The organism is Rhodanobacteraceae bacterium (assembly GCA_016713135.1).
Lineage (GTDB): Bacteria > Pseudomonadota > Gammaproteobacteria > Xanthomonadales > SZUA-5 > JADKFD01.
Window position 1 is genome coordinate 463,049 of record JADJPR010000020.1, and the last position, 22,082, is coordinate 485,130.

At 68.7% G+C, this 22,082-nt stretch carries 21 protein-coding genes, 1 tRNA gene and 1 pseudogene; 12 read left to right on the forward strand and 11 right to left on the reverse strand.

The features are described from left to right. Positions 1-3: 3 nt before the first annotated feature. Positions 4-496, reverse strand: a pseudogene (locus IPK27_16895) (DUF2938 domain-containing protein). A gap of 81 nt (positions 497-577) precedes the next feature. On the opposite strand from IPK27_16895, the gene IPK27_16900 reads away from it, so the two are divergent. Next, positions 578-1,021, forward strand: coding sequence for a helix-turn-helix domain-containing protein (locus IPK27_16900; GenBank protein MBK8069238.1), 444 nt, complete (start codon positions 578-580; stop codon positions 1,019-1,021). Here the strand turns inward: IPK27_16900 and nei are convergent. Next, entirely contained in the window at positions 981-1,796 is an 816-nt protein-coding gene (gene nei / locus IPK27_16905) for an endonuclease VIII (GenBank protein ID MBK8069239.1), read from the reverse strand. The two genes, IPK27_16900 and nei, sit on opposite strands and share 41 nt — an antisense overlap. Before the next feature lie 142 nt (positions 1,797-1,938). Here nei and IPK27_16910 point away from each other — a divergent pair, with 142 nt between their 5' ends. Continuing rightward, complete coding sequence (locus IPK27_16910; protein ID MBK8069240.1) at positions 1,939-3,711, forward strand: AbgT family transporter; 1,773 nt, start codon at positions 1,939-1,941, stop codon at positions 3,709-3,711. A gap of 211 nt (positions 3,712-3,922) precedes the next feature. On the opposite strand, the gene IPK27_16915 is transcribed toward IPK27_16910, so the two are convergent. The 4 genes from IPK27_16915 to xth all read right to left on the reverse strand — a co-directional run bounded on the left by IPK27_16915 (position 3,923) and on the right by xth (position 7,151). Beyond that, complete coding sequence (locus tag IPK27_16915) at positions 3,923-5,260, reverse strand: tryptophan--tRNA ligase (protein MBK8069241.1); 1,338 nt, start codon at positions 5,258-5,260, stop codon at positions 3,923-3,925. A gap of 274 nt (positions 5,261-5,534) precedes the next feature. Beyond that, positions 5,535-5,609, reverse strand: a tRNA-Lys gene (locus IPK27_16920). 217 nt (positions 5,610-5,826) lie between these two features. Then, positions 5,827-6,183, reverse strand: coding sequence for an ATP-binding protein (locus tag IPK27_16925; protein ID MBK8069242.1), 357 nt, complete (start codon positions 6,181-6,183; stop codon positions 5,827-5,829). A gap of 179 nt (positions 6,184-6,362) precedes the next feature. After that, positions 6,363-7,151 carry an exodeoxyribonuclease III gene (xth, locus tag IPK27_16930; protein ID MBK8069243.1) on the reverse strand — a complete coding sequence of 263 codons (789 nt, stop codon included), beginning with the start codon at positions 7,149-7,151 and terminating at the stop codon, positions 6,363-6,365. Positions 7,152-7,413: 262 nt separating this feature from the next. Between xth and IPK27_16935 the strand changes: the two genes are divergently transcribed. From IPK27_16935 to IPK27_16945, 3 genes are all read left to right on the forward strand, one after another. Continuing rightward, on the forward strand, positions 7,414-8,004 hold the full coding sequence (locus tag IPK27_16935; protein MBK8069244.1) for a sigma-70 family RNA polymerase sigma factor: 591 nt from the start codon (positions 7,414-7,416) through the stop codon (positions 8,002-8,004). Next, entirely contained in the window at positions 7,977-8,495 is a 519-nt protein-coding gene (locus IPK27_16940; GenBank protein ID MBK8069245.1) for a hypothetical protein, read from the forward strand. The genes IPK27_16935 and IPK27_16940 overlap by 28 nt, the downstream gene beginning before the upstream one ends. A 126-nt stretch (positions 8,496-8,621) precedes the next feature. Beyond that, entirely contained in the window at positions 8,622-9,680 is a 1,059-nt protein-coding gene (locus tag IPK27_16945) for a PDZ domain-containing protein (GenBank protein ID MBK8069246.1), read from the forward strand. A gap of 25 nt (positions 9,681-9,705) precedes the next feature. Here the strand turns inward: IPK27_16945 and IPK27_16950 are convergent, their stop codons facing one another. Both IPK27_16950 and IPK27_16955 read right to left on the reverse strand, forming a co-directional pair. Then, positions 9,706-9,981 carry a DUF4124 domain-containing protein gene (locus IPK27_16950; GenBank protein ID MBK8069247.1) on the reverse strand — a complete coding sequence of 92 codons (276 nt, stop codon included), beginning with the start codon at positions 9,979-9,981 and terminating at the stop codon, positions 9,706-9,708. A gap of 16 nt (positions 9,982-9,997) precedes the next feature. Next, the gene (locus IPK27_16955) at positions 9,998-10,387 is read right to left on the reverse strand and encodes a DUF4124 domain-containing protein (GenBank protein MBK8069248.1); all 390 of its coding nucleotides are present in this window, start codon (positions 10,385-10,387) and stop codon (positions 9,998-10,000) included. A 165-nt stretch (positions 10,388-10,552) separates the two neighbouring features. Here IPK27_16955 and pssA point away from each other — a divergent pair, with 165 nt between their 5' ends. The 5 genes from pssA to IPK27_16980 all read left to right on the forward strand — a co-directional run bounded on the left by pssA (position 10,553) and on the right by IPK27_16980 (position 16,486). Next, positions 10,553-11,323, forward strand: coding sequence for a CDP-diacylglycerol--serine O-phosphatidyltransferase (gene pssA, locus IPK27_16960; GenBank protein MBK8069249.1), 771 nt, complete (start codon positions 10,553-10,555; stop codon positions 11,321-11,323). Continuing rightward, positions 11,320-12,990: a SpoIIE family protein phosphatase gene (locus tag IPK27_16965; protein ID MBK8069250.1), complete on the forward strand. Its 1,671-nt coding sequence runs from the start codon at positions 11,320-11,322 to the stop codon at positions 12,988-12,990. The genes pssA and IPK27_16965 overlap by 4 nt, the downstream gene beginning before the upstream one ends. 24 nt (positions 12,991-13,014) lie before the next feature. Next, entirely contained in the window at positions 13,015-13,347 is a 333-nt protein-coding gene (locus IPK27_16970) for an STAS domain-containing protein (GenBank protein MBK8069251.1), read from the forward strand. A gap of 177 nt (positions 13,348-13,524) precedes the next feature. Then, complete coding sequence (locus IPK27_16975) at positions 13,525-14,322, forward strand: ABC transporter permease (protein ID MBK8069252.1); 798 nt, start codon at positions 13,525-13,527, stop codon at positions 14,320-14,322. A gap of 262 nt (positions 14,323-14,584) precedes the next feature. After that, positions 14,585-16,486 carry an HAD-IIIA family hydrolase gene (locus IPK27_16980; protein ID MBK8069253.1) on the forward strand — a complete coding sequence of 634 codons (1,902 nt, stop codon included), beginning with the start codon at positions 14,585-14,587 and terminating at the stop codon, positions 16,484-16,486. 14 nt (positions 16,487-16,500) lie between these two features. On the opposite strand, the gene IPK27_16985 is transcribed toward IPK27_16980, so the two are convergent. The 3 genes from IPK27_16985 to IPK27_16995 are packed head-to-tail and all read right to left on the reverse strand — an operon-like array spanning position 16,501 to position 20,599. After that, complete coding sequence (locus tag IPK27_16985; protein ID MBK8069254.1) at positions 16,501-18,336, reverse strand: hypothetical protein; 1,836 nt, start codon at positions 18,334-18,336, stop codon at positions 16,501-16,503. A 38-nt stretch (positions 18,337-18,374) separates the two neighbouring features. Continuing rightward, positions 18,375-19,331: a glycosyltransferase family 2 protein gene (locus IPK27_16990; GenBank protein MBK8069255.1), complete on the reverse strand. Its 957-nt coding sequence runs from the start codon at positions 19,329-19,331 to the stop codon at positions 18,375-18,377. A gap of 2 nt (positions 19,332-19,333) precedes the next feature. Further along, the gene (locus IPK27_16995) at positions 19,334-20,599 is read right to left on the reverse strand and encodes an amidohydrolase (protein MBK8069256.1); all 1,266 of its coding nucleotides are present in this window, start codon (positions 20,597-20,599) and stop codon (positions 19,334-19,336) included. Positions 20,600-20,705: 106 nt separating this feature from the next. Here IPK27_16995 and IPK27_17000 point away from each other — a divergent pair, with 106 nt between their 5' ends. Together IPK27_17000 and IPK27_17005 are read left to right on the forward strand one after the other, a co-directional pair. Continuing rightward, positions 20,706-21,551: a hypothetical protein gene (locus tag IPK27_17000; GenBank protein MBK8069257.1), complete on the forward strand. Its 846-nt coding sequence runs from the start codon at positions 20,706-20,708 to the stop codon at positions 21,549-21,551. A 94-nt stretch (positions 21,552-21,645) separates the two neighbouring features. Continuing rightward, positions 21,646-22,068, forward strand: a complete 423-nt coding sequence (locus tag IPK27_17005) for a hemin receptor (GenBank protein MBK8069258.1) — start codon at positions 21,646-21,648, stop codon at positions 22,066-22,068. The last annotated feature ends 14 nt before the right edge of the window (positions 22,069-22,082 follow it).

Consider the following 22,082-nt stretch of genomic DNA (forward strand, 5'->3'; position numbering starts at 1 on the left):
GGGTCAAGCGGGGACGAGCCACTTCAGAAGGCTGGCTGCGATGTACAGGCCGAGGCCGAACACCGCGTGGGTGACCAGGCTCTGCCAGCGCGCGGCGGACGGGCGCGGGGTGCGGCTGGCGGCGAGACCCAGGCCCATCGCCGGCTGCATCAGCAGGAAGGGCGCGGCGACGGTCAGCACGCCGACCAGCAGCGCCGGCCCGAGGCGCGGCTGGTGCATCCACGCCGCGCCGAAAGCCAGCGGCAGCAGCGCGGCGAAAGCGATACCGATGGCGTAATGCGCCAGCCAGCCGAGCAGCCCTTCGCCGCGTACTGCAGGCACCGCCGGCCATCGACGCGTGGCGGAAGCGCCCGCGCGGCATGTGTGCGAACCAGCGGCCGACCAGCGCGTAATTCGGCAGCGGCACCCCCAGCCATGCGCGCCGCAGCAAGGCCCAGCCATCCACCAGCAGCGTCGCGCCGACGCCGGTCGCGATCGTGTGCAGCACCAGTTCCATGGTCTTCTCCGCTTGCGCCCGCAGGCGATGGGCGGCACAGTGCCACTTCAAGTCGACTTGAGGTCAAGGGGGTCGTTGGTCATGGATATCGCGGAAGTCGCCCGGCGCGCCGGGGTGCCGGCGTCGACGCTGCGCTACTACGAGGAGCGCGGGCTGATCGCATCGAACGGACGCCGCGGGCTGCGCCGGCTGTTCCATCCGGGCGTGCTGCAGCGCCTGGCGCTGATCGCGCTCGGGCGCTCGGCCGGGTTCACGCTGGACGAGATCGGGCGCATGTTCGCCGCCGATGGCAAGCCCGAGATCGACCGCGATCTACTGGCCGCCAAGGCCGCCGAACTGGACGGCACCATCCGCAAGTTGCTGGCGATGCGCGACGGCCTGCGCCACGCCGCGCGCTGCCCTGCGCCCAGCCACCTGGAGTGCCCCACCTTCCGCCGGCTGATGGCCGGCGCGCTGGGCGGCAAGGATGCGCCGGCGGCGAACGCTAACCCTGGCATCCCGCGCACCAGAACACGCGGCGGTTGAGATCGGCGGTCTCGATGGTGCCGCCACAGCGGTAGCAATCCTCGCCGGCGCGTTCGAAGGCCGCATGCCGGCGCCGGCCGAAGGACACGCCATCCGCCTTGAGCGCGGCGGCCCTGGCCGGGTCGTTGGTGATGCCCGCGAGGCGATAGGCGCGCCGGCAGATCGCCAGCACCGATTGCGCCAGTGCCGCGCGTTCGACTGGCGTCAGGCTGCCCGGCCGGCGCGTTGGCAACAGGCCGGCCTCGAACAGGATCTCGCTGCGCAGGTAGTTGCCGATCCCGGCCAGGAAGCCCTGGTCGAGCAGCAGGTCCGCCAGGCGCCGGCGCGCGAAGCGCACGTCGGCCAGGCGCGACTCGATCTTCGCCACGGTCAATCTGGGTGCCAGCACATCCGGCCCCAGTTTCTGCAGGAAGGGATGGGTGGCGATACCGCTCTCGTCCAGCACCTCGATGTCCGACGCGCTGTAGAGCAGGATGTCCTGCTTCGCGCCGCGCACTGCGAAACGCAACGAGCGCGTGGTTTTCGGCAAGGCGCCGGCCTTGACCACATACCAGCGCCCGTACAACTGGTTGTGCGAATACACCGACAGACCGTTGGCGAAGTGCGTCAGCAGCGCCTTGCCGCGGGTCTCGATGGCGCTGACCCTGGAAGCCGCCAGTTCGTCCTCGAAGGTCTTCAGGTGCGCGAACGCGAACGCCACCGAACGCAGCGGCTGGCCGACGATGGCCTGCTCCAGCTTGTCCGCGGCGCGGCGGATCTCGGGGCCTTCGGGCATGGCGCTAGCCTCTGCAGCAGGACGCGCAGCAAAGCGTGGGCCGGGTCGACGCCCGGTGAATGGCGCCGGGGCGCGCGGCTTGCGGATGTCTTCACACCCCGCCTCCCTATGCTCGGCGCGTCTTGCGTCGAGGGTAAGCACCATGAGCGACACCACTGCACCGACTTCCGCGTTGACACGCGCCCTGAATGCGGTCGAACGCGCCGGCAACAAGCTGCCGGACCCGGCCTTGCTCTTCGTGTCGCTGATGGGGCTGGTGTTCGTGGCCAGCTGGCTGCTCTCGGGCGTGGCCTTCGAGGCCATCGACCCGCGCAGCAAGGAGCCGCTGCAGGTGGTGAACCTGCTGTCGGGCACTGCCCTGACCGGATTCCTGGCGAACATGGTCAACGTGTTCGTGACCTTCCCGCCGCTCGGCGTGGTACTGGTGTCGATGCTCGGCCTCGGGATTGCGGAGCATGTGGGCTTCATCAATGCGGTGTTGCGCGCGCTGATGCAACTGACCGTCAAGTCGCTGCTGACGCCGATGGTGGCCTTCGTCGCGATCCTGTCGCACTACGCGGTGGACGCCGGCTACGTGCTGGTCACGCCGCTGGCCGGCGTGATCTTCTTCGCCGCCGGGCGCCATCCGCTCGCCGGCATCGCGGCGGCCTTCGCTGCGGTCTCCGGTGCCTACAGCGCGACCTTCTTCCTGCCCACCAGCCTGGACCCGATGCTGGCGAACATCACCCTCGCCGCGGCCCAGATCATCGACCCCGCGCACCAGGTCTCGCCGATCAACAACCTCTACTTCACCTTCAGCTCCTCGCTGCTGGTGATCCTGATCGTCTGGTTCCTGACCGACCGCGTCATCGAGCCGCGCCTGGCGAACACCCCGATCGACGGCGATACGAGCGGCATCGACCGCTTCGACGCATTGACCGCGCAGGAGCGTCGCGCGCTGTGGACGAGCTTGGGCGGGATGGCGCTGGCGCTGGTTCTGCTGTTCACGAGCGCCGCGCCCGCGGACTCGGCATGGCGCTCGCCCGGCGGCAGCCTGACCGCCACCGACGCGCCGCTGATGCGCTCGATCGTGCCGCTGATCTTCCTGCTGTTCCTGATCCCGGGCGTGATCTACGGGGCGATGGTCGGCAGCGTCAGATCCCACCGCGACATCGTCGCCGGCATGTCCAAGGCGATGGGCACCATGGGCTACTACCTGGTGCTGGTGTTCTGCTGCGCGATCTTCATCGCAGCCTTCTCGCAATCCAACCTGGGCGTCCTGATTGCGGTCGAAGGCGCCGAATTCCTCAAGGCGGCAGCGCTGCCGAGCGCAGTGACGCTGGTCGGCATCATCGCGCTCACCGCCAGCGTCAACCTGCTGATCGGATCGGCCTCAGCCAAATGGACCCTGCTGGCGCCGATCTTCGTGCCGATGCTGATGCAGCTCGGCATCTCGCCCGACTTGACCCAGGCGGCCTACCGCGTCGGCGATTCCTCGAGCAACATCATCACCCCGCTGATGCCCTACTTCCCGCTGGTGGTGGTGTTCTGCCAGAAGTACGTCCGCGGCACCGGCATCGGCACCGTGGTCGCGCTGATGCTGCCCTACTCGATCACCTTCCTCGTGGTCTGGACCCTGTACCTGCTGGCCTACTGGGCGCTTGGGCTGCCGCTGGGACCGGGGGCGAGCTACCAGTACGGGGTGAGTTGCTCGCCCTGGAAGTGTAGCAAGAGCGTTGGACCGGCAAAGTACGCAAAGCGGCTGAAGCAAGGACGCACCAAGGGTCGAGACTTGGGATCCAGGCCGGTCGCATGTCGTTGGGTGCAAGGACGCAAGGAGCGCATGCCTGGCCTATTGGCGCGCGCGGCCGGCCCGCGCCACCACCCCAGCCCCAGCACCGCCAGCATCGTGAAGAACCCGCCGAGCGCGGCGTAGACGTGCGGCCAGATCGGGCCGCGGGCGGCGGGCGCGGTCTGGTAGGCGATGGCGGCGACGGCCAGGGTGGCGATCACCGCGACCACAGCGACGATGCGGTCGTAACGCTGCTGCGCCGGCGTGCGCGGCGCGCGGGTGGCGGCGTAGTGGTAGATCCCGATCAGCACCGCCAGCAGCGGCGCCAGCAGCAGGATCCCGACGAAGGCCGGCATCAGGCGAATTCGGCGGCGTTGAGCTCGGCGAGTGCGGCGCCCAGGCGCTCGAGTGCCGCCTCGCCGCCCTCGCCCGCCAGGGTGCCGATCGAATGGCCATCGAGCATCAGCGTCGTGCCGTCGGCATCCAGCGCGGTGGCGGCACGCAGCACGCTCATCGCGGTGGCGCTGTCCCTGGCGTCGGCATAGCCCTGTCCGGTCAGCAGCAGTTCGCCGTCGCCGGCCATGAACTTGAAGTTGAGGCGGCCGTCGCTGTCCTTGAACTGCACGAAGCGCGGCAGCTTCGATTTCTTGCCGGCCTTCGCCGGGACGGCCGCGGGCGCGGCGAACTTGGCCAGCGAACGCAGGCCGACCGCTTCGCGCAAACGGGCAAGCAGCTCGCGCGCCTGCGGGCGCAGGCGCTCGGCGCCGGCGCGCAGGGTGTCCTCGATGTCCTGCGGCCGGGCGACCAGCGCGTTGTAGCGCTCGCGCATCGGCGCCAGCTCGGCATCCAGGCGCGCATGCACGATGCGCTTGGCCTCGCCCCAGGCGATGCCGTCGGCATAGGCCTGGCGCATCGCAGCGGTTTCCTCGCCGCTGGCGAAGGCCTGGTAGATCAGGAACAGCGCGGAGTCGGCGGTGTCCTTGGGTTCGCCCGGCAGCAGCGAGTTGGTCACCACCGAATAGATCTTCTCGCGCAGGGCCTTGCTGCTGCCCCACAGCGGGATCACGTTGTCGTAGCTCTTGCTCATCTTGCGGCCGTCCAGGCCCGGCAGCACCGCGGTCTGCTCGTCGATGGCCGCCTCGGGCAGCGTGAAGTACTCGCCGCCGTGCAGATGGTTGAAACGCTGCGCGAGGTCGCGCGCGATCTCGATGTGCTGGATCTGGTCGCGCCCCACCGGCACGCGATGCGCGTTGAACAGCAGGATGTCGGCCGCCATCAGCACCGGGTACAGGTACAGGCCCATGCCGATGCCCTGGTCGGCGTCATTGCCGGCCGCGACATTCGCATCCACCGCCGCCTTGTAGGCATGCGCGCGATTGAGCAGGCCCTTGGCGGTGACGCAGGACAGCAGCCAGGTCAGCTCGGTGACCTCGGGGATGTCCGACTGCCGGTAGAAGTGCACGCGCTTGGGATCGAGGCCCGCGGCCAGCCAGGTGGCGGCCACTTCCAGCGTGGAACGATGCACCCGCTCGGCGTCCGCGCTGCCCGAGAGCGCGTGGTAGTCGGCGAGGAAGTAGTACGAGTCGATGCCCGCATCCCGGCTGGCGGCGATCGCCGGCCGGATCGCGCCGACATAGTTGCCGAGGTGCGGGGTGCCGGTGGGCTTGATGCCGGTGAGGACGCGAGTAGTCATCGGGAGCGGGTCAGGAAAAAGGAAAAGGGAAAAAGGAACCTGATTCGTACCAATCCTCATCGCGGGGGCGCCCGAGGCCCAACAGCGTTTGACAAGGTCCAAACCCACACGCAGGGGGGGGGGGGGGGGGGGGGGGGGGGGGGGCGTGGGGCGGGCCGGTCCATCGGCGATGAGGATCGGTACGAATCAGGAAAAGGAAAAGGGGAAGGCGCGCCACCGGGACGCAAGTCCCTTTTTCCGTTTTCCCTTTCCCTTTTTCCAGCTTCTCGAAGGATGGTGGGTCGTGAAGGGATCGAACCTTCGACCAAGAGATTAAAAGTCTCCTGCTCTACCGCTGAGCTAACGACCCACGGCGGGCGCGGAAGTGTAGGGAAGGGGCGTCGAGGGGGCAAGCGGCGGGGACGGTGGAGCGGGGAAGATGAAGCGGGGCAAGGGGCAATGGGCGCGCGCACCCGGAGCCACGATGCGGGGCCGACCCCATGAATCTGCATTCAGCGCGCGGACCAGGATCTGGCGCGGGGTCTTCCCTTGCCCCCTGCCCCCTGCCCCGCTTCTCAGACCCCGCGCTACCGGAAATTCTTCCCCAACTTCACGATGTTGCGTCCATCGACGTGCTGGTAGCTGAACTCGTCCATCATCGAGCGCACCAGGTGGATGCCGAGGCCGCCGACCTCACGCTCTTCGAGGCCGCCTTCCAGGTCCGGCGACTCCACGGCGGTCGGGTCGAAGGAAGGCCCGGCGTGACTGATCACCGCGCGCAGCACCGATTTGCCGATGATCACGTCGACCTGCATCGGGTCGTTCAGGCTGACCTTGCCGTGCATGATCGCGTTGGTCAGCAACTCGTCGAGCGCTACCTGCATCGCGCGCATGGCCGCATCCGGGCACCTCGCCGGCCATCGCCGCGCGCTCCAGCGCGTCATTGACGGCGCCGATCTCCGCGCGCCCGCCCTTGATGCGGAAATTCCACACCTGCGGCTCGGCGTCGGCTCCCGAGGCACGTCGACTGAACAGGCGCTTGAGCCATTGCCACATCGGTTGCCCTCGTCGGTGGAATCGCGCGGCGCCATCGTGGCGGAAGCCCGCAATGTACGCAAGCGTTTCAGGCGGATTGCGCGAGCCGGTCGAGGTGGTAGTCGACAATCAGCGGCGCGTGATCGGAGAAACGATCGGCCCGATGCACGCGCACACCCTTCGCCGCACCCACGAGATTGGGCGAGGCAATCTGGTAGTCGATGCGCCAGCCGACGTCCTTGGCCCAGGCCTGGCCGCGGTTGCTCCACCAGGTGTACTCGGCCGCATCCGGCTTCAGCTGGCGATGGGAGTCGACCCAGCGCCGCCCCACCAGCAGGTCCTCCATCCACGCCCGCTCCTCGGGCAGGAAGCCGGAGTTCTTCTGGTTGCCGCGCCAGTTCTTCAGGGCGCTCGGGCGGTGGGCGATGTTCCAGCCGCCGCAGACCACGTAGCGGCGACCGTCGCGTTCCAGCGCGGCGAAGCGTTCGGAGAGCCAGTCCATCGCGCGGAACTTGGCGGCCTGGCGATGCTCGCCGGACGAGCCCGACGGCAGGTACAGCGAGACCACCGAGAAGTCGCCGAAATCCGCCTGCAGCCAGCGCCCCTCGGCATCGAACTCAGCCTGGCCGATGCCGGCGACGAAACGATCCGGTCGCCGCGGCAGGTACAGCGCGACCCCGCTGTAGCCCTTGGCCTGGGCATCGAAGAAGAAACCTGTGTAGCCCGGGATCGAGAAGTCTTCCTTTTGCCGTTCGGGCTCCTGCAGCCGCGTCTCTTGCAGCGCGATCACGTCCGCGCCCTGCGCCGCCAGCCACGGCAGCACGCCCTTGCGCGCGGCCGAGCGCAGGCCGTTGAGGTTGAGCGAGATGATGCGCATGGGGTCCGGCTCCAGTCGAAGCGGTGGAGGCTAGGGAGTTTCGCCGCGACGGCCAAGGCGCAGGTTGTTGGTTGTTGGTTGTTGGTTGTTGGTTGTTGGTTGTTGGTTGTTGGTTGTTGGTTGTTGGTTGCTGGTTGTTGGAAAGCTGCGAGTCCGCGGCTCAGGTGCTCCTTCCAACACCAACAACCAACACCAACACCCGCTTGAAAGTAACACGTTGCAACGCAACAGCGCCCGCCGCGACGCACGGCAGCCGCAGCGCATCCTAAGCGCCGTGAGCACATCATCCTTCGCCATCGAGGTTCCGGAACTGCTGGTCGCGCGCCTCAAGCGGCGCGACCTCGATGCCTTCGAGCAGGTGTACCGACTGTTCGACCGGCCGGTCTACACCCTGGCGCTGCGATTGCTGGGCAACGAATCGGAGGCCTACGATCTGCTGCAGGACAGTTTCCTCAAGGCTTTCGAACAGATCGTGCAGTTCCGCGCCGATGCGCCGTTCTGGTCGTGGCTGCGCAGCATCGTGGTCAATGCCGCGCTGATGCGCTTGCGCGGACGGCGGCCGCTGGATGAGCTGGATTCGCTGATGCTCGATCACACCGCGGACGGAGGCCCGGATCCGCTGGCGATGGTCTCGGGCCAGGACCTCAAGCGCGCGCTCGGCAAGCTGCCAGCGCTCTCGCGTGCGGTGCTCTGGCTGTACCACGTCGAGGGCTACACGCATGAGGAGATCGCGCAGGCCTTCGACCGCACCACGAGTTTTTCGAAGTCGCAGGTGGCGCGCGCTGGTGCGCGCCTGCGGACCCTGCTGGACCAGGAGGATGCGACATGGAATCCCGCGACGATGCCCTGCTGAAGGAACGGCTCGCCGCACTGCCGCTGGAGACCCCTCCGGCAGCGGCTTGGGCGACGATCCGCGCGAAGATGGACGCGGCCGCGAATCCGCCACAGCCGCGCGTGCGCCCCGCCCCATGGTGGCTGGCGCTGGCCGCTGCCCTGGGTTCGGCGACGGTGCTGCCGGTGTTGATGCGCGATGAGCTGCCTGCGCCGGCGTCACCGCCCGCTGCGAGCGCGGCGGGCAGCGAGATCGCGAGCCTGATGCAGCGCTCGCAGTCGCTGGAGCAAGAGATCCGCGGCCTGCGGGAAACCACCCCCGAAGTGGCCGATCTGCAATACCAGTGGGAAAGTGCGATCGAGGGCGACCTGGCGCTGGTGGATGTCGGCCTGACCGCCGGCAACCCTTCCGACCCCACCCTCTGGCGCGAACGCGTGCGCCTGCTCGAAGAGCTGCGCACCGCCACCACGATGGATACCGGTCCGCTGCTGCTGCAGGCCCGCCTGGACTGACAGTGACAGCGGCGGCGCCGACGGAACGGCGCCGATGTTCGACGGCCATGAGCCGTGCCCGCGCAAACGTGCGGACCGGCCAGCCGACCAGGCACGACGACCTACCCCGATTCGAGGAGATACCCGATGTCGATCCACAGCAAGACCTTGTGCCTGGCGCTGGCCATGGCGATGAGCGGTGCGGCCATCGCGCAGGACCCGCCGCAGGCGGACCGCGAAGAGTTGCGCCGGGAACTGCGCGAGGCGCAGCGGCAACTGGCCGAAGTCGGCAAGCGCGTCGCGGAGCTTTCGGCCGAGATCGGCGGCGATCCGGCGCGCGTGCAGATGTTCCGCTACCTCGGGAATCCGGACCGCGCGGTAATCGGCGTGATCCTTGCCGATGGCGGCAAGGATGGCGTGCCGGTCGAGGGCGTCACCCCGGGCGGCCCCGCCGAGAAGGCCGGGCTGCGCGCAGGCGATCTGATCACCGCGGTGCGCGGCGCCTCGCTGGCCGGCGAACGCCCGCAGCAAGCGCTGCGCGAGGCGCTGAAGGACATGAAGGATGGCGACAAGGTGGCGCTCACCTACCGCCGCGATGGCCGCGACCACACCGCCGAACTGACGGCAGCGCGCCAGGCCAGCGTGACCATGCTCGGCGGCCCTGGCGCCAGTGCCTTCTGGTTCAGCGACGACATGCCGGCGATTGCACCACTGCCGGAAGGCTTCGATCAGCGTATCGAGGCGATTGTCGAACGCGCCGCGGGCGACGGCGACGGTGTCCACGTCAACGTGATGTCGATGGTCGGCATGGGGGGGCTGCGCCTGAGTTCCGTGAACGAGGGACTGGGGCGCTACTTCGGTGTCAACGAGGGCGCGCTGGTGCTGGAGGTGGACAGCAAGCAGTACGCGGGCCTGCAGCCGGGCGATGTGATCCTGGAAGTCGACGGCCAGGCGGTGAAGGACCCACGCGATGCGATGCGCGAATTCAGCCGGCACGAAGCGGACACCAAGGTCGAACTGAAATTGCAGCGCGACCGTGTGCCGCAACTGGTGAAGGTGACTGTTCCGGAGAAAGTGCATGCCTTCCGCGCACCGCCGGCGCCCCCGGCTCCGCCTGCGCCACCTGCACCACCGTCGCCGCCGGCCGCGCCGCACTCGATGTCGGCACCGGCAACCGCACCGCATCCGCTGCCGATCACGATCTGAGCAAAATCAATCCTGGCGGCATCGGTCAATCCTGCTCCGGCGGCACCCCCGCCGGCAGCACGTTGGTGTCCGGATCGATCCGGATGGTTTCGTAGGGTCCTTCCGTCGGCGGCTGGTCGCTGAACTGCGGGTTGCCGTTGGCATCCATCCATTTGTAGAGCACCGGATTGTGCGCCGGGGACGCTTTCGCCACCGGCAAGCGTTCCCGCACGAATTCCGGCAGGTACCCGGGTGCGAAATACCACCAGGCCCAGGCGCCAAGCCCAAGCGCGGGCAACCAGAGCCAGGATGGCGCGCGCATGGCCATCGCCATCCGCTCATTCAGCCGGCGTGTCGGGTTCCGGGCAGTCACGGAGGGCAGCGCGCGCGGCCTCCAGCTGCGGTTGGCGCTCGGCCTCGGTCAGCGGCCGCGTCATCCCGTTCTCTGTGATCCGGATGTCCTGGGATCCACTTTCCAGCAGACGGACGTTCTCGCGGAACTGGATGCAACGAGCCACCTTCGCAGGGTCAGGTGCGGGCCCGCTTTTCTCGGCCGGCGGAAGCACCGGGCCGGGGCGTATCGCGACTTCCTCAGCCGCTGCATCCTCCACCGGCTTCTCGGAGTAGTGCACGACACCGTTTTCGTCCACCCACTTGTACATCGTTCCGGGTTTCCCCGCAGGTTCGGCGAGCGTCACTTGGGCGCAGAACGCCAGGGGCAGCAGCATCAGGAGAGACATCCTTCGCATGTCGCAGCACTCCGCAGTGGCTATCGGGGGCGGAAGGTACAGGCGCTGATGCCTGCATGGATCCGATTGCGGACCTTCCGCGTGCATTGCAGTTATACAATGTGCGCCCCCGGCGGTCGCTACCCGCCATCACGTCCTGCATCGATGAGCGAACCCCAAGCCGAACCGCGCCGCCGTCCGCCCGGCATCTACCTGTTGCCGAACCTGCTGACCACCGGCGCCCTGTTCTCCGGCTTCTATGCCATCGTCGCTGCGATCAACGGGCAGTTCGTGCCGGCGGTCACCGCGGTGTTCGTCGCTGGGTTGTTCGATGGCCTGGATGGCCGTGTGGCGCGCATGACCAACACCCAGAGCGACTTCGGAGTGCAGTACGACAGCCTGTCGGACCTGATCAGTTTCGGCCTCGCCCCGGCGCTGGTGGTCTACATGTGGGCGCTGGCCGGCCTGCGCGAGTACGGCAACTTCATCGGCAAGCTCGGCTGGCTGATCGCCTTCCTCTACACCGCCTGCGCCGCGCTGCGCCTGGCGCGCTTCAATACCCAGGTCGGCCACAGTGACAAGCGCTTCTTCACCGGCCTCGCCAGTCCGGCCGCTGCCGGCACGCTGATGGCATTTGTCTGGGCGATGGAAAATTTCTCGCTGGTCGGCGGCAACATCCGCTGGCTCGCCCTGGTGCTGACGCTGACCCTGGGCTTGCTGATGGTCAGCCGCTTTCCCTACTACAGTTTCAAGGTCTGGCCGGAGAAGGTGCCGTTCTTCTGGATCCTGGTGGTGGTGCTGGCGATCGTGCCGGTCGCCGCGCACCCGCCGTCGGTGCTGCTGGTGATCGGCCTGGTCTATGTCGCCAGCGGCCCGACCATGTGGCTGTGGCGCCGCATCCGCAAGCGCGGCGGCACGGGCGGCGCACCGGCGTGAGCGCGCCGGCCGCCATGGTGCCGGCCGCCACGGGCCTGGCGCGCATCGGGCCCGAGGAAATCGGCATCCTGGCCGATTTCAGCCACGCGTTCGCCGCCTCGCTGGACGTGGGCGAGACCCTGCGCCGCGCAGTGGCGCAGATCGCCGAGCACATGAATGCCGAGGCAGCGGCGGTGTTCCTGGTCGACAGCGCCGCCGGCGACATCGAATGCCGCGCCTGCGCCGGCCCGGTCGATGTGGTCGGCATGCGCGTGCAGCAAGGCCGCGGGATCGTCGGCCGCGCGATCGCCGAGAACCGGGTGCAACTGGTGCGCGACACCAGCCTCGACCCGGATTTCCTCGGCAACCGCAACGGCTTCAACACGCGCTCGATCCTGTGCGCACCGCTGCACACGGCGGACGGCGCGATCGGCGCGCTGCAAGTGTTGAACAAGCGCGACGGCCAGTTGTTCGACAGCCACGATGCCGACGTGCTGCGCCTGCTCGCCGTGCCGACTGCGCTGGCGCTCAACAATGCGCGGCTGACCCGCGAACTGGTCGAACAGAACCGCATCAAGCGCGAGTTCCAGTTGGCGCGGCAGATGCAGAAGACCTTGCTGCCCGCGCGGCGCAAGGATTTCCCGATGACCGCGCTGAACCTGCCGGCGCGCGAGATCTCGGGGGATTTCTACGATTATTTCGAGCTGCCCGACGGGCGCATCGCGTTCTGCCTCGGCGATGTCGCCGGCAAGGGCATGGATGCTGCGCTGCTGATGGTGCGCGCGTCGAGCTGCCTGCGCTGGGCCGGCAAGGACGGCACGCCGCCCGGCGAATGGCTGGCCCGGGTCAACCGCGAGCTGTGCGAGACGGTCACCCGCGGCATGTTCGTCTGCGCCGTGGCCGGCTACTACGATCCGCGCACCAGCATGCTGGAACTGTCCAATGCCGGCTTCCCGCCGCTGCTGCTGCGGCGCACGGACGAGTCGATCCGCGAACTGCGCGCGGACGGCCCGCCGCTCGGCATCCTCAGCGACTACGTCTACGAGAACCTGCGCCTGGCGCTCGCCGGCGGCAGCCTCTATTGCTTCTCCGACGGCGTCACCGACGTGCGCGGCCCGGAGCGCCGGCCGATCGGCATCGAGGGCGTGCGCGCGCTGATCGAGCGCGTCTCCGGCCTGAGCCCCCGGGCGCGCGTCCGCGCCATGGTCGGGCATCTGCGCAAGCTCTCGCTGGCCGACGACACCACCCTGATGCTGATCGCCGACGACAATGCGCAGCCGCGCTACCTCGGCGGCATCGCTGGCTCCAGCGATCCGGAGAACCTGCGCCTGGTGCGACGCAAGACCAGCGAGGTCCTGAACGAGATCGGCTTCGACGAGGACCAGCGCGCGCGCCTGGTGCTGGCAGTCGACGAAGCCGTCGCCAACGTCATTCGCCATGCCTACGCCGGCTGCTGCGACGGCCGCGTCGAACTGTCCTTCTGGCTCGATGCCGACGCGCTGCGCATCGAACTGCGCGATTACGCCGATCCGGTCGACCCGAACCGGATCAAGCCACGCGATCTGTCCGAATGCCGCCCCGGCGGCCTCGGCGTCAACCTGATCGACTCGGTCATGGACGCCTGGGGCTTCCGCCATCCCGAAGATGGCCCCGGCAACCAGCTGACCATGATCAAACGCCTGCCTTGAAACCCCTAGTGACCGGAGTCCCCCGTGAGCGAAAACGACTGTTCCACCGTTGACCACCAGGGCCTGAAACTGGTCCGCGTGCGCGGCGAAGTCGACCTGTCCTGGTCGCAGCGCCTGCGCAAGACCATCCTCGAAGCCCTCGCCAGCGCGCGCCCGGTGGCGGTCGACCTGTCGGCGGTGACCTACATCGATTCCTCCGGCATCGCCGCACTGGTGGAAGGCTTCCAGAACGCCCGTGGCAAAGGCCAGCGTTTCTCGCTGGTCTCCGTCAGCCGCCCGGTCATCGCGGTGCTGGAACTGGCCCGGCTGGACCGCGTGTTCCCGATCTTCGCGACCGTGGACGAGGCAGCGAAGTGAAGACGGTTGTGGGTTGTGGGTTGTGGGTTGTGGGCGGCAACAGCCCGCAGTCCGGGTGCCCGTGGGAGCGGCTTCAGCCGCGATCTTCTGTCGGACGCCGCAGGATGGATCGCGGACGGAGTCCGCTCCCTCAGTCCCCGGTCCACAACCCACAACCCACAACTCACAACCCGCCCCATGACCCCCCTCTACAACGGCATCTCCAACCTCGGCCGCGGCACCATGCGGATGGTCGACGAGCTGGGCTATTTTGGCGCGCTGCTGGTCGAGACCTTCTATTTCACCTTTGCCGGGTGGCGGGTGGGCCAGCCGCTGCGGGTCAAGGCGGTGTTCGAGCAGATCCGCCAGATCGGGGTGGATGCGGTGCCGATCGTGGCCCTGCTGGCGGTGACCATCGGCTTGTCGCTGGCGATCAACGGCATCGCCCAGCTGGAGCGCTTCGGTGCCGAGAGCGCGATCGTGGTTGGCCTGGGCATCGGCGTGACCCGCGAGTTCGGGCCACTGATCACCGGCATCGTGATCGCCGGCCGCACCGCCTCCGCGCTGGCCGCGCGGCTGGGCTCGATGACGGTGTCGCAGGAGGTCGACGCGCTGCGCGTGATCGGGGTCGAGCCGGTGCGCTACCTCGCCGCGCCGCCGATGATCGCCGCGCTGATCATGATGCCTTGCCTGACCATCATCGCGGACTTCTTCGCGATCCTCGGCGGCGCCCTGTTCGCGCTGTCGGCGGTGGACATGAGCCTGTCCGGCTTCCTCTACCAGTGCCTGATAGTGCTCGAGCCCTGGGACATCAACCAGGGCCTGATCAAGAGCCTGGTGTTCGGCTGCCTGATCGTGCTGATCGGCGTGGCCACCGGATTCTCCGTCACCGGCGGCGCCGAGGGCGTCGGCCGCGCCACCACGCGCGCGGTGGTGCTCAGCATCTGCGCGATCCTGGTCGCCGACATGATTTTCAGTTTCTTCCTGAATCGCTGAGACGGATTCGCGGCCGGGACCCCGGCGGTGCGATTGTTTGGGCATTGATCAATGGGCGTCGCAAGCTGGTTGACTGTATTTGGGGAACGCAAAGGACGCTAAGGGACGCAAAGGACGCAAAGAAGATCAAAGGCCAGACTGACATGCATAGTCCCTGGCCAATGTTGTTTTTGCGTCCTTTGCGTCCTTTGCGTCCTTTGCGTCCTTTGCGTCCCCGAATCACAGGGTCGTCATTCCGCACAGACAGGAGCAGGGTTCCGACATGACTGAGTACGGCGTACTGGGCTCGCTCGACCTCCCCCTCGCCCTCGGCCTGCTGCGGCTGTCCACCGAGGGCCGGCCGGCGCAGTCGGATGCGATCGGCGTGATCCACGCGGCGCTCGACGCCGGGATCCGGGTGCTGGACAGCGCCGATTCCTACGCGCTGGACGACCGCGACCTGCACTACGGCGAGCGCCTGGCGCGCGCCGCCGTGGAGTCCTGGCACGGTCCGCGGGAAGAGGTGCGCATCGTCACCAAGGCGGGCATGGCGCGGCCCAAGGGACGCTGGGTGCCGAACGCACGTCCCGATCATCTGCGCCGGATGGTCGATGGCAGCCTCGCCGCGCTCGGGGTCGAGTGCCTGCCGCTGCTGCTGCTGCACGGCAACGATCCGGGCACGCCCTTCGAGGACAGCCTGGGCACGCTGGCCGAGTTGCAGCGCGCCGGCAAGATCGCGTACCTCGGCCTGTGCAATGTCGATGTGCCCGAGATCCTGCAGGCACAGCGGCACTTCGCCGTGACCGTGATCCAGAACGAGCTCAGCGTGATCAACCGCAAGGCCGCCGCTGCTGGCACGCTGGAACTGGCGCGACAAATCGGCGCGGTGTTCATGGCCCATCGTCCGCTCGGCGGGCATGCCAAGACCGACACCCTGGAGAAGAACCGCGCAATGGCGCCGATCGCCACCCGCCATGGCTGCAGCCGCCACGAAGCGGCGCTGGCGACCCTGCTGGATGCCGGCCCGCCGCTGCTGCCGGTGGTCGGCGCCACGCGGATCGAACGCATCGAGTCCTGGCGGCGTGCGCTGAGCATGCGCCTGGACGCCAGCGACCGCGCCGGCCTCGACGGCAAGATCAGTCTGAGACCGGATGCGGAGGGCGAAGCGCTGCTCGCCCCTGCGCCCGCGCGCGACGGCCTGCGCGCGCTCGAACCCGGCGCCGCGCCAGGCGCAGAGCCCGAGGTGGTCATCGTCATGGGCGTGCAGGGCGCCGGCAAGTCGACCGTGGTGCAACGCTATGTCGACGCCGGTTTCGAGCGCCTCAACCGCGACCTCGCCGGCGGCAAGCTGGACGACCTGGTGCCGCTGCTCGCGGAACACCTGGCTGCCGGGCGCACGCGCGTGGTGCTCGACAACACCTACCCGACGCGCGCGTCGCGCTGGCCGGTGATCCGCGCGGCGCAGGGCCATGGCGTGCCGGTGCGCTGCGTGCACCTGGCCACGCCGGTGCGCGAGGCGCTGGTGAACATCTCGCTACGCCTGCTCGAACGCTACGGCACGCTGCCGGGACCCGACGAACTGAAGGAACTGGGCAAGAGCGATCCCAACCTGCCGCCGCCGATGGCGCTGGCGCGTTACGCGGCCTGCTTCGAGGCGCCGCACGCGGACGAGGGCTTCGGTGCCATCGACGAAATCCCCTTCGTGCGCCAGCCGACCGGTCCGCTGGCCGGCACGGTCAAGGCATTGCTGCTGGACGTCGATGGCACCCTGCGGCGCACCCGCAGCGGCGAGATCTATCCCAGCGATCCGGAGGACATCGAGATCCTTCCGGGGCGCCGCGAGGTGCTGCAGCGCTGGGTCGCCGACGGCTGGCAGTTGTTCCTGGTTTCGAACCAGAGCGGCATCGCCTCCGGCAATGTCAGCGAGGCCGCGGTGCGCGCCTGTTTCGAGCGCACCATCGCACTCCTCGGCGTGCCGGTGACGGACCTCGCCTTCTGCCCGCACACCGCCTTCCCCGCCGGCTGCTTCTGCCGCAAGCCTATGCCCGGCCTCGGCATCGCGCTGGCGCGCAAGCACGGCCTGGCCATCGACCAGTGGGTCATGGTCGGCGACATGGACAGCGACGCCGATTTCGCCCGTGCGATCGGCGCGCGCTATGTGGATGCGGCGGAGTTCTTTGCCTGAGCGCAGCCGCGGTGTCAGCGCGAAGCCTGGCGGTTGGCGGCCGGTGGAGCGATTTCGACCACGTCGATCCAGTCGTGGTCCGTGGACAGCACCTGCAGCGACAGCGTGACCGGGTGCGGCACGGACTCCGGCACGAGGTATGCGTGAATGTGCGCATCCCGGTAAGCCGGCGCGAGCGCGAGTTGGTCCGCACGGACGGACGCGACCTCGAAGACACTCAACGACGGGGACAGGCGACCAATGATGACCAGGGATCCGGGCGCCACGTCGATCCGCATGGTGCGCGTCGTTGCGACCGCCCCGATCGGCGCACGCATCGGATAGTCGCGCGCATCGGCGAGCGGGTGACCGGGCGACATGGACCGGACCCCGTCGGGTTCGAACAGTCCGAGACTGCCGATCTTGTGCAGCGGCGACCAGCCGAGCGGGGACCACACCGCGCGGGGAACGCCGACGAGGTGCCGATCGGCAGCCCCGCCCAGGCGTAGTGTCGAGACGTCGCAGCGGTCCCGAATCGGCAGCCCTCCGTGTTCGTCCACGATCGACGCAAGAGTGCCGTGCAAGGCCAGCGTACCTCGCAGTCTCGGGCAAACCGTCTGCGCCAGATCTGCCCACTGCGACACGGCAATCCATGCGCCCGCCTGTGGCCCACGGTTGCCGCGCGCCTGGCGGATGTCCATCAGTTCCGCGGCCGGGAACCCGCCCTCGCCCCGGCCCACATGCTGCATCACAGCGGCAGTTTGAATCAGGGCGAGCGCCAGCACAGCCCCCGGCAGCGCGCGGCCGGCCCACGGCCCGCTGCGCCAGCCCAGGGCAATCACTCCGGCGTAACTCAGCGTCAGTACCTGGGCGAAGTACCAGGGCGTGCTCGGACGGACGCCGAACACCATCACGGCCACCCATGCCAGGCCGGCGAGCAACCATCGCGCGCGGCGATCGCGGCGCGCCTGTCGGGCACACAGGGCGAGTCCGCCCGTCGCCAGCAAGACCGTGGCGCAGGCGACCATCCCACCCCAAGATTCGCCGCCGAGGGTCCTGAGCGTGGTCAATGGCCCGCCGCAGGCGAATCCGTACGCGGCTTCGAGCCATCCCCATCCCGAGTGCCCGCTGCCCGCCTGCACCACGACCTGGCCTGCCGGCACGACGGCGGACGCTCCCTGCACCACCCATGCCAGCGCCACCGGCAGGAACGGCAGCAGCCCCGCGGCGACACCTGCGCCCAGCGCAGGCCATTGCCCGCGTCGGATCGCCGCTGCGGTGGCAGCCGACAGCGGGAACACCGCGAGGACTGCGGCGCTGGGATGGGCCTGGATTGCCAGGCTGGCGAGCAGGCCAGTGCCGATCAGCGTCAGCGCCCGCCCGCCCCGGACGTGGGCCAGCGCGCTCCAGCACGTCCCGAGCAACAGCGCCGGCACCAGCATCGGCGTGGTCGTATTGAGGAAATCCAGTCCCGACCAGCCAGGCAATGCGAGCGCCGCCGCGAACAGCAGGCCGAGGCGACGGTCCATCCACGCACGTCCCAGTCCATAGGCCAGCAGGAACTTGCTGCTGGCGAGTGCGCCCATCCACCAGGGGACGGACGCAACCGGAAGGCCGAGCAGCAAGGGCACCGCCTGCAGGTAATGGAACACCGGCCCGAGGTGAAAGCTGCTGCCGAAGATCGGCCCTACCAAGGGGTAGCTTTCTCCGCGGGCGATGGCAAGCGCGATGGCGATGTCGCGCACGCCGTCGACGAACGGCATGGCATGCAGGAATGGCAGGAAGGCGGCGAGGCAGAAGCCCGCCAGCAGCAGCGCGTCCCCGAGCGGAAGTCGCGCCTCGGCCGCTTGCGCCGCCGGGCCGCCGGGCATCGCTTCTGCAGGGGTAACCGTTTCGGCCTGCACGCGCGTCAGGGCTTTGTGCGAAGCCGACTGTTCCTCGCGTCAACCAGGAACACCGGACGACCCTTGATCTCGGTGAAAATCTGTTCGAGGTAGATCCCGACCACACCGAGGCCGACCATGATGCAGCTGCCGAGCAGCAACAGGACCAGGATCACGGTGGTGAAACCACTGACCGCCACGCCGGTGAGCTTGTGGTAGATCGCGATGCCGCCGATCACCACGCTGAGCACCAGTGTCAGCAGCCCGAGCGCCGTGATCAGGTGCAGGGCGCTGGTGGAGAAACCGGTCAGCGCATCCAGCGACAGGCGCAGCAGCCGGAGGCGCGACCAGGCGCTGCGGCCGTGCTTGCGTTCGGGCACGTCGAAATAGATCCGCGCGGATGGAAAACCCATCCATGCGGTGAGTCCGCGGAAGAAGCGCTTGCGCTCGGGCAGTGCGCAGTAGGCATCCACCACCTTGCGATCGAGTAGCTTGAAGTCGGCGCTGTTGTGGATGTCGATCCCGGCCATCCAGCCGAACAGCCGGTAGAAGGTCCGCGCCAGGGTCGCCGACAGTCGCGATTCGGCGCCGCGCGAGGCCTTGCAGGCATCCACGACTTCCATCCCCTGGCGCCACAGGGCGAGCATGCTCGCGACCAGTTCGGGCGGATGCTGCAGATCGCTGTCCATGACGACGACGGCATCGCCCTGGGCGTGCCTCAGGCCGGCCAGAATCGCGGCCTCCTTGCCGAAATTCCGGGTCAGGCAGAGCAGGTCGACATGGGCAGACGCTTCGCTGAAGCGCTGCAGCCAGTCACGCGATCCGTCGGTGGAGCCATCGTCAACCAGCAGCACATGCACTCGAGTCTGGTCGATCGCACCCAGCGCAGCCAGCAGAGGCGGCAGGTTGGCATCGAGTGCGGCGCCCTCGTTGTACACGGGGATCACCACGGTCAACAGGTCGGTGGTCCGCAGCGTGTCCATCGTCACGGCTGCGCCAGCGCCTGGTCCACCACGCTCAGCATCGCGTTGACGCCGATCGGGAGCGCAGCTTCGTCGAGGTGGAACTTCGGCGAATGGTTGGACGGCGCAGTCGCACCATCGACGCCCTTGGCGGTGGAGCCGACGAAGAAGTAGAAGCCCGGCACTTCGTCGGCGAAGTAGGCGAAGTCCTCGGCGACAGTGGACATCGGAAACTCGACCAGGGACTCGACGCCCACGGCGCGTGCCAGCGCCGGGCGCAGGCGCTCGGTCAGCGCGGAATCGTTGCGGGTCACGCGCGTGTGCTGCTCGAAGCTGACCTCGGCGGTCGCATGGTGAGCCTGCGCGGTGTGCTCGGCGATGTTCCGGATATCCGCCCAGATCGCGTCGCGGGTGTCGGTCTCGAAGCTGCGCACGGTGCCGATCAGCTCCACCTGGTCGGGGATGATGTTGTAGCGGATGCCGCCCTTGATCGCGCCCACCGAGACCACCGCGGGCGAGGCCGTGATATCCACGCGGCGGCTGACGATGCTCTGCAGGCCGTCGACGATGCGGCTGGCGGCGAGCACCGGATCGACCCCGCCCCAGGGCCGCGAACCGTGGGTCTGCACGCCCTTGACGAGGATCTTGAAACTGTCGGATTCGGCCATGAACGGGCCACCGCGCACGCCGACGGTGCCGACGTTCATGGTCGAGAACACATGCAGGCCAAGCACCATGTCCGGCTTGCGCGGCGCGGCGAACACGCCTTCCTTGAGCATCAGCGGCGCGCCGCCCTCCTCGCCCGCCGGCGGGCCTTCCTCGGAGGGCTGGAAGATGAACATCACCGAGCCCTGCAGGCTGTCCTTGCGCGCGGCGAGCGCGCTGGCCACGCCCATCAGGATCGCGGTGTGCGCATCGTGGCCGCAGGCGTGCATCACGCCGACCTTCTCGCCGCGAAACTCGGTCTCCGCCTTCGACGCGAACGGCAGCTCGACCTCCTCGCGCACCGGCAACGCGTCCATGTCGGCGCGGATCGCGATCAGCGGGCGCTCGGCCGCGCCGCGCAGGTAGCCGACCACGCCGGTGTGGGCCACGCCCTCCTTCACCTCCAGGCCGAGCGACTTCAGGTGCGCGGCGACAATGCCGGCGGTGCGCGTCTCGCGGTTGCCGAGTTCCGGATGCTGGTGGAAATCGCGCCGCCAGTCCTGCACCTGGGCCAGGATCTCCGGCGTCGCCGCCTGCACCCCGCCGGTCACCGCCAGCAGCCATCCCAGCCAGACACCGCGCATGCGCCATTTCCCGTCGATTCGTTCATCGGGAGTGTGCCAGCATTCGCGGGCTGACGCCGCATTCCGCGCGCCACCCAAGCCAACAGCGACCTCTCCGGGCCAAGCCATGCGTGTCGAGACCCTGCCCAGCCTCGCCGGCGAATACTGGCGCGCGCTGTCCCACTCCAAGCCCGGCCTGGCCTATGGCGAGGAGATCCCGCGGCACACCCTGGAGGTGGCGGCGCTGCGCGTGGACCCGGCCGCGCTCGCCCGCTACCGCAGCTTCGTCGGCAGCACCGAGGCGTTCCCGCTGGCCTATGCCTATGTGCTGGCGCAGCCGGCGCATTTCCACCTGATCAACCAGCCCGAATTCCCGGTGCGTTGCGTGGGCCTGGTGCATGCCGACAACCGCACCGTGCGCCATGGCGAGATCGACCCGGCACAGCCGATCGCACTCAAGGTCAGCATCGGCGGCGACCGCGTGCGCCGTCGCGGCCGCGAGTTCACCCTGCACACCGAGTTCCACCAGGACGGCCGCCTGCTGGTCGAGATGGACAGTGGCTGCTTCACCCGCGTGCGCGGCGCGCCGCGCGGCGAGGGCGCGCTGCCGGCAGAGACGCCACCACCCGCGGCCGTCCCCGGAGAGAAGGTCGCGGAACTGCGCTTCGCCGCGCACTTCGGCCGGCGCTACGCGCGCGTCTCGGGCGACTACAACCCGATCCACCTGGCCGGCTGGCTGGCGCGCCCCTTCGGCTTCCGCCGCGCCATCGCGCACGGTGTCGGCAGCATGGCGCGCATCGATGCCGAACTCGGGCGCCACGCCGGCACGCCCACGCGCGAGCTCGCGATCCGCTTCCGCCGCCCGCTGGAACTGCCCGGCCTGACCACCCTCTACCGGCGCGCGGATGAGGTCGACGGCTTCGTGCTGCACGATGCGCAGGGGCGCGAACTCGCGAGCGGCTGCCGCTGCTGACCCTGCCGGAGGTCACGCCGATGTCCGGCTGCGGCGCGAATCCCGTATCTCCCCCAGGAACCCGCCATTCCGGCGCCCTGGGAGTCCGCGATCCATGCAATCGAACACCGCCCATGTCGTGCAATCGAGCTTTGCCGAACTGGCGCCGTTGGCGCCCGCGGCTGGCCGGATCTTCTATCGCGAGCTGTTCCTGCTCGACCCGACGCTGAAGTCGATGTTCGTCGGCAACCTGGAACGCCAGGGCGAGAAGCTGATGCAGATGATCGGCGCCGCCGTGAACCTGGCCCACCAGCCGCAAAAACTGTTGCCGGTGCTGCGCCAGCTCGGCGCGCGACATGCCGGCTACGGCGTGCGCCCCGGCCACTACGACATCGTCGGCCTGGCGCTGGTGCGCACCCTGGAGCTGACGCTCGGCGAGCGCTTCGATGCCGAGGTGCGCGCGGCCTGGATCAAGTTCTACCGCCTGGTGGCGACGACCATGATCGACGCCAGCCAGGACGTTGCCCGCGCCGCCTGAGCGCGGCGCCTCGC